The sequence below is a fragment of the Cupriavidus sp. 05T42 genome (genome assembly GCF_056396345.1).
Map to the genome: position 1 here is coordinate 1 of NZ_JBFTLH010000043.1, position 7,030 is coordinate 7,030.

The following is a 7,030-nucleotide window of genomic DNA, read 5'->3' on the forward strand; positions in this document are numbered from 1 at the left end:
TGCTTAGTCGAGGATCTTTGCCACGACGCCGGCGCCGACGGTACGGCCGCCTTCACGGATAGCGAAGCGCAGACCTTCTTCCATGGCGATCGGGGCGATCAGCTTGACCGTGATCGACACGTTGTCGCCCGGCATGACCATTTCCTTGTCCGCCGGCAGCTCGATCGAGCCGGTCACGTCGGTCGTACGGAAGTAGAACTGCGGACGGTAGTTGTTGAAGAACGGCGTGTGACGGCCGCCTTCATCCTTCGACAGGATGTAGACCTCACCCGTGAAGTGCGTGTGCGGCTTGATCGAACCCGGCTTGCACAGCACTTGGCCGCGCTCCACGTCTTCGCGCTTCGTGCCGCGCAGCAGCAGGCCCACGTTGTCGCCAGCTTGACCTTGGTCCAGCAGCTTGCGGAACATTTCCACGCCCGTGCAGGTCGTCTTCACCGTCGGGCGGATACCCACGATTTCGATTTCCTCACCGACCTTCACCACGCCGCGCTCGATACGACCCGTCACCACGGTACCGCGGCCCGAGATCGAGAACACGTCTTCCACCGGCATCAGGAACGTACCGTCAACCGCGCGCTCCGGCGTCGGGATGTACGTGTCCAGGGCGTCGGCCAGGTTCATGATCGCCACTTCGCCCAGCTCGCCCTTGTCGCCTTCCAGCGCCAGCTTGGCCGAACCCTTGATGATCGGCGTGTCGTCGCCCGGGAAGTCGTACTTCGAGAGAAGCTCGCGCACTTCCATTTCCACCAGCTCGAGCAGCTCGGCGTCGTCCACCATGTCGCACTTGTTCAGGAACACGATGATGTAAGGCACGCCAACCTGACGGGCCAGCAGGATGTGCTCGCGCGTCTGCGGCATCGGGCCGTCAGCGGCCGAGCACACCAGGATTGCGCCGTCCATCTGCGCAGCGCCCGTGATCATGTTCTTCACATAGTCAGCGTGGCCCGGGCAGTCAACGTGGGCGTAGTGGCGGTTAGCCGTCTCGTATTCCACGTGTGCGGTGTTGATGGTAATGCCGCGTGCCTTCTCTTCCGGCGCTGCGTCGATTTCGTCGTACTTCTTGGCCGAGCCGCCAAACTTCGCAGCCAGCACCGTGGCGATTGCTGCCGTCAGCGTCGTCTTGCCGTGGTCAACGTGACCAATCGTACCTACGTTCACGTGCGGCTTGGTCCGCTCGAACTTTTCCTTTGCCATTTACATGGGCGAAACTTGACTTACTTCTTTGACGGCAACCGCGGTGCTGGAGCGGGTGAAGGGAATCGAACCCTCGTCGTAAGCTTGGAAGGCTTCTGCTCTACCATTGAGCTACACCCGCCCGGTTACTTCCTTCACCGGCTCATCGCCTGGTTGCTGCCTTGCATTCTGGTGGAGAGGGCTGGATTCGAACCAGCGTAGGCGTAAGCCAACAGATTTACAGTCTGCCCCCTTTAGCCACTCGGGCACCTCTCCGCAGAGAACTTGTGATTATGGTGGAGCTCGCTTGGGCTGTCAAGCACTTTCCCTTGCGGTAAGTACCTTTGCGGTAGCCTGGCGGGCCCTGCGAACAGCACGCTTTGCACGGCTGTCGCGAACCAGAATCATCGTTCGAAAAACCGACGCTCTCACCCTATAGGGGCTCTGAAATCCAGCGCTGGCGCGGCTTTCAGGGCTTCGGCGAGGCAACGCGAGCGGCAACGTCAATCCGTCGCCGCAAAAGCAAAACCCCCAGCCTTTTGGGGCTGGGGGTTCTGGGTATAAGAGCCTGGCGATGACCTACTTTCACACGGGTAGTCCGCACTATCATCGGCGCAAAGTCGTTTCACGGTCCTGTTCGGGATGGGAAGGGGTGGTTCCGACTCGCTCACACCCAGCCTATCAACGTCCTGGTCTCGAACGACCCTTCAAGGAGGTCAAGCCTCCAGGGAATCCTCATCTTCAGGCGAGTTTCCCGCTTAGATGCTTTCAGCGGTTATCTCTTCCGTACATAGCTACCCTGCGATGCCTCTGGCGAGACAACAGGTACACCAGCGGTACGTCCACTCCGGTCCTCTCGTACTAGGAGCAGCCCCCGTCAAGATTCCAACGCCCACGGCAGATAGGGACCAAACTGTCTCACGACGTTTTAAACCCAGCTCACGTACCTCTTTAAATGGCGAACAGCCATACCCTTGGGACCGGCTACAGCCCCAGGATGAGATGAGCCGACATCGAGGTGCCAAACACCGCCGTCGATATGAACTCTTGGGCGGTATCAGCCTGTTATCCCCAGAGTACCTTTTATCCGTTGAGCGATGGCCCTTCCATTCAGAACCACCGGATCACTATGTCCTGCTTTCGCACCTGCTCGACTTGTCAGTCTCGCAGTTAAGCACGCTTTTGCCATTGCACTTTAGGTACGATGTCCGACCGTACCAAGCGTACCTTCGAACTCCTCCGTTACACTTTGGGAGGAGACCGCCCCAGTCAAACTGCCTACCATGCACTGTCCCCGACCCGGATTCACGGGCCAAGGTTAGAACCTCAAACAAACCAGGGTGGTATTTCAAGGACGGCTCCACGTGAACTAGCGTCCACGCTTCAAAGCCTCCCACCTATCCTACACAGATCGGTTCAAAGTCCAATGCAAAGCTACAGTAAAGGTTCATGGGGTCTTTCCGTCTAGCCGCGGGGAGATTGCATCATCACAAACACTTCAACTTCGCTGAGTCTCGGGAGGAGACAGTGTGGCCATCGTTACGCCATTCGTGCAGGTCGGAACTTACCCGACAAGGAATTTCGCTACCTTAGGACCGTTATAGTTACGGCCGCCGTTTACCGGGACTTCAATCAAGAGCTTGCACCCCATCATTTAATCTTCCGGCACCGGGCAGGCGTCACACCCTATACGTCCACTTTCGTGTTTGCAGAGTGCTGTGTTTTTATTAAACAGTCGCAGCCACCATTTTATTGCAACCCCTTCACCCTCCTGGCGCAGGCCAGTCAAGCTACAAGGGCGTACCTTATCCCGAAGTTACGGTACCAATTTGCCGAGTTCCTTCTCCCGAGTTCTCTCAAGCGCCTTAGAATACTCATCTCGCCCACCTGTGTCGGTTTGCGGTACGGTCTCGTATGACTGAAGCTTAGAGGCTTTTCTTGGAACCACTTCCAATTGCTTCGCGGCTCAAGGCCGCTCGCCCCACATCCTTGAATTACGCGCCCGGATTTGCCTAAGCGCCTTCTCCAATGCAGGGACCGGGACTTCCAACACCCGGACAACCTTCCGCGATCCGTCCCCCCATCGCATCATACGACGGTGCAGGAATATTAACCTGCTTCCCATCAGCTACGCATCTCTGCCTCGCCTTAGGGGCCGACTCACCCTACGCCGATGAACGTTGCGTAGGAAACCTTGGGCTTACGGCGAGGGGGCCTTTCACCCCCTTTATCGCTACTCATGTCAGCATTCGCACTTCTGATACCTCCAGCATCCTTTACAAGACACCTTCACAGGCTTACAGAACGCTCTCCTACCACGCACATTACTGTGCGTCCGCAGCTTCGGTATATAGCTTAGCCCCGTTACATCTTCCGCGCAGGACGACTCGATCAGTGAGCTATTACGCTTTCTTTAAAGGGTGGCTGCTTCTAAGCCAACCTCCTGACTGTTTTAGCCTTCCCACTTCGTTTCCCACTTAGCTATATTTGGGGACCTTAGCTGGCGGTCTGGGTTGTTTCCCTCTTGACACCGGACGTTAGCACCCGATGTCTGTCTCCCGTGATTGCACTCTTCGGTATTCGGAGTTTGCTATGGCGGGGTAATCAGCAATAGACCCCCCAACCATGACAGTGCTCTACCCCCGAAGGTGAGACACGAGGCACTACCTAAATAGTTTTCGGAGAGAACCAGCTATTTCCAGATTTGTTTAGCCTTTCACCCCTATCCACAGCTCATCCCCTAACTTTTCAACGTTAGTGGGTTCGGTCCTCCAGTACGTGTTACCGCACCTTCAACCTGGCCATGGATAGATCATCTGGTTTCGGGTCTACACCCAGCGACTCAACGCCCTATTCGGACTCGCTTTCGCTACGCCTTCCCTAATCGGTTAAGCTTGCCACTGAATGTAAGTCGCTGACCCATTATACAAAAGGTACGCCGTCACCCGTTTCCAGGCTCCGACTGTTTGTATGCAYGCGGTTTCAGGATCTATTTCACTCCCCTCCCGGGGTTCTTTTCGCCTTTCCCTCACGGTACTGGTTCACTATCGGTCGATTACGAGTATTTAGCCTTGGAGGATGGTCCCCCCATCTTCAGACAGGATTTCACGTGTCCCGCCCTACTTGTCGTACACCTAGTTCCACAACGCTGTTTTCGCATACAGGGCTATCACCTGCTATGGCCGGGCTTTCCATCCCGTTCTGCTAACAATGCTGCTAAAGAGTACAAGGCTCTTCCCATTTCGTTCGCCACTACTTTGGGAATCTCGGTTGATTTCTGTTCCTGCAGCTACTTAGATGTTTCAGTTCGCCGCGTTCGCTTCCCTGACCTATGTATTCAGTCAGGGATGACCCATAAGGGCCGGGTTTCCCCATTCGGACATCTCCGGATCAAAGCTTGTTTGCCAGCTCCCCGAAGCTTTTCGCAGGCTACCGCGTCCTTCATCGCCTGTAATCGCCAAGGCATCCACCACATGCACTTGTTCGCTTGACCCTATAACGAGTGTGTCTCAGCTTTCGCTTAAGCACACGACTCACCATAGGTCTGAGTTCTCGCGTTTGTGCCGTATTCCAAGTCATCTTTCGATCACTTTAAATACATTTTGGTTGATACAATCACAACCCGGTATCGCGTTGGATAATTCAGCGTCTCATCAACGCTCGCGCGACACCTTTACTACATCCCATATTGTTAAAGAACAGCCGACGGATTCAGTGAATCCAATCGCTTGGCAATGCCAAATGAAAGCACTCACAGCGCCTTCGCGCTAAGTGCTTTCATTTGGCAAACCAACCAAGGTAAGTGGTGGAGGATGACGGGATCGAACCGACGACCCCCTGCTTGCAAAGCAGGTGCTCTCCCAGCTGAGCTAATCCCCCGGATAACTTGGTGGGTCTGGTAGGACTTGAACCTACGACCCCCGCCTTATCAAGACGGTGCTCTAACCACCTGAGCTACAGACCCTTGGCTGTAACAGCAAACAAACCGATAAGTGTGAACGCTTGACTTGTGAACACAAGCCTCTGGAAAGGAGGTGATCCAGCCGCACCTTCCGATACGGCTACCTTGTTACGACTTCACCCCAGTCATGAACCCTGCCGTGGTAATCGCCCTCCTTGCGGTTAGGCTAACTACTTCTGGCAAAACCCACTCCCATGGTGTGACGGGCGGTGTGTACAAGACCCGGGAACGTATTCACCGCGGCATGCTGATCCGCGATTACTAGCGATTCCAGCTTCACGTAGTCGAGTTGCAGACTACGATCCGGACTACGATGCATTTTCTGGGATTAGCTCCCCCTCGCGGGTTGGCAACCCTCTGTATGCACCATTGTATGACGTGTGAAGCCCTACCCATAAGGGCCATGAGGACTTGACGTCATCCCCACCTTCCTCCGGTTTGTCACCGGCAGTCTCTCTAGAGTGCCCTTTCGTAGCAACTAGAGACAAGGGTTGCGCTCGTTGCGGGACTTAACCCAACATCTCACGACACGAGCTGACGACAGCCATGCAGCACCTGTGYCCACTTTCTCTTTCGAGCACCTAATGCATCTCTGCTTCGTTAGTGGCATGTCAAGGGTAGGTAAGGTTTTTCGCGTTGCATCGAATTAATCCACATCATCCACCGCTTGTGCGGGTCCCCGTCAATTCCTTTGAGTTTTAATCTTGCGACCGTACTCCCCAGGCGGTCAACTTCACGCGTTAGCTACGTTACTGAGGAAATGAATCCCCAACAACTAGTTGACATCGTTTAGGGCGTGGACTACCAGGGTATCTAATCCTGTTTGCTCCCCACGCTTTCGTGCATGAGCGTCAGTCACGTCCCAGGGGGCTGCCTTCGCCATCGGTATTCCTCCACATCTCTACGCATTTCACTGCTACACGTGGAATTCTACCCCCCTCTGACGTACTCTAGCCTTGCAGTCACAAGCGCAATTCCCAGGTTGAGCCCGGGGATTTCACGCCTGTCTTACAAAACCGCCTGCGCACGCTTTACGCCCAGTAATTCCGATTAACGCTCGCACCCTACGTATTACCGCGGCTGCTGGCACGTAGTTAGCCGGTGCTTATTCTTCCGGTACCGTCATCGACYCCGGGTATTAACCAGAGCCATTTCTTTCCGGACAAAAGTGCTTTACAACCCGAAGGCCTTCTTCACACACGCGGCATTGCTGGATCAGGGTTGCCCCCATTGTCCAAAATTCCCCACTGCTGCCTCCCGTAGGAGTCTGGGCCGTGTCTCAGTCCCAGTGTGGCTGATCGTCCTCTCAGACCAGCTACTGATCGTCGCCTTGGTGAGCTTTTACCCCACCAACTAGCTAATCAGACATCGGCCGCTCCTATTGCGCGAGGCCTTTCGGTCCCCCGCTTTCACCCTCAGGTCGTATGCGGTATTAGCTAATCTTTCGACTAGTTATCCCCCACAACAGGGCACGTTCCGATGTATTACTCACCCGTTCGCCACTCGCCACCAGGATTGCTCCCGTGCTGCCGTTCGACTTGCATGTGTAAGGCATGCCGCCAGCGTTCAATCTGAGCCAGGATCAAACTCTTCAGTTCAATACCTGTGTGGTGCCGAAGCACCTCGCTCTTTCGAGCGGTCGCTCACTCTCAGAAAACTGACTCGATCCATTCCGAAGAACGAACCGAACATGTTTTACTGTGCGAGCACTTAATAACTTTTGAAGCAACACGCAGACCGAAGTCCACGCGGCGTTCGCCATCAAGCGCCCACACTTATCGGTTGTTTGGTTGTTAAAGAACTGGCCACACCGGCTTTGCCGGGGGCGGTACTGCTTGTCTGCGCTGCGTCGTTTGCGTCGCAGCAGAGAAACGAGATTATGAAGAACAACCTGCG

At 55.2% G+C, this 7,030-nt stretch carries 1 protein-coding gene, 4 tRNA genes, 1 rRNA gene and 1 other annotated feature; all 6 genes read right to left on the reverse strand.

Annotated features, from left to right (window positions below; translation table 11 throughout):
* Positions 1-3 precede the first annotated feature (3 nt).
* A complete protein-coding gene (gene tuf, locus AC1EJR_RS27125) occupies positions 4-1,194 on the reverse strand; it encodes an elongation factor Tu (protein WP_223995657.1) in 1,191 nt (396 codons plus the stop codon).
* Positions 1,195-1,241: 47 nt separating this feature from the next.
* Positions 1,242-1,315: transfer RNA gene (locus AC1EJR_RS27130), tRNA-Gly, on the reverse strand.
* Positions 1,316-1,363: 48 nt separating this feature from the next.
* Positions 1,364-1,449, reverse strand: a tRNA-Tyr gene (locus tag AC1EJR_RS27135).
* A gap of 290 nt (positions 1,450-1,739) precedes the next feature.
* Positions 1,740-4,666 (reverse strand) — a sequence feature (most likely nonfunctional fraction of RNA operon).
* A gap of 310 nt (positions 4,667-4,976) precedes the next feature.
* Positions 4,977-5,052 (reverse strand) — tRNA-Ala (locus AC1EJR_RS27140).
* Between the two features lie 8 nt (positions 5,053-5,060).
* Positions 5,061-5,137 (reverse strand) — tRNA-Ile (locus AC1EJR_RS27145).
* A 63-nt stretch (positions 5,138-5,200) separates the two neighbouring features.
* Positions 5,201-6,732 (reverse strand): 16S ribosomal RNA (locus AC1EJR_RS27150).
* Positions 6,733-7,030: the final 298 nt, after the last annotated feature.